The organism is Pseudoalteromonas sp. AOP7-A1-14, assembly GCF_052376275.1.
GTDB lineage: Bacteria > Pseudomonadota > Gammaproteobacteria > Enterobacterales > Alteromonadaceae > Pseudoalteromonas.
Genome location: NZ_JBQSVO010000283.1, coordinates 1 through 556 on the forward strand (window position 1 = coordinate 1; position 556 = coordinate 556).

Genomic DNA, 556 nt, shown 5'->3' on the forward strand with positions numbered 1-556 from the left:
CCACCAACTAGCTAATCCCACTTGGGCCAATCTAAAGGCGAGAGCCGAAGCCCTCTTTGGTCCGTAGACGTTATGCGGTATTAGCAGTCGTTTCCAACTGTTGTCCCCCACCTCAAGGCATGTTCCCAAGCATTACTCACCCGTCCGCCGCTCGTCAGCAAAGTAGCAAGCTACTCTCTGTTACCGCTCGACTTGCATGTGTTAGGCCTGCCGCCAGCGTTCAATCTGAGCCATGATCAAACTCTTCAATTAAAAGTTTTTTCTGTCCTTCCCATAAAGGGAGCGGACATGCTCAATGAATTCTGAATTTATTTAATATCTTTCGATATTGAATTGACTGTGCTGAATAAATAAATTTATTCCGTTGGTCACTCAGTTCAATTGAGACTCTAAATTTTTTGCCTCATCTAGCGAACTAGAATCGGCTGTTAGAACTCAATCTGTACGAGTGCCCACACAGATGATTGCTTTATATTGTTAAAGAACGTTGCGATTAAAGCGCTTTGCTTTACCTCGCTAGGGCTGCGCATATTACGCTTTCCTATTTTTTTGTCAA

1 rRNA gene is annotated in these 556 nt (G+C 43.9%); it reads right to left on the bottom strand.

The features are described from left to right. A 16S ribosomal RNA gene (locus ACT3RM_RS18125) occupies positions 1 to 252 on the bottom strand; the annotation flags it as partial. Positions 253 to 556 lie beyond the last annotated feature (304 nt).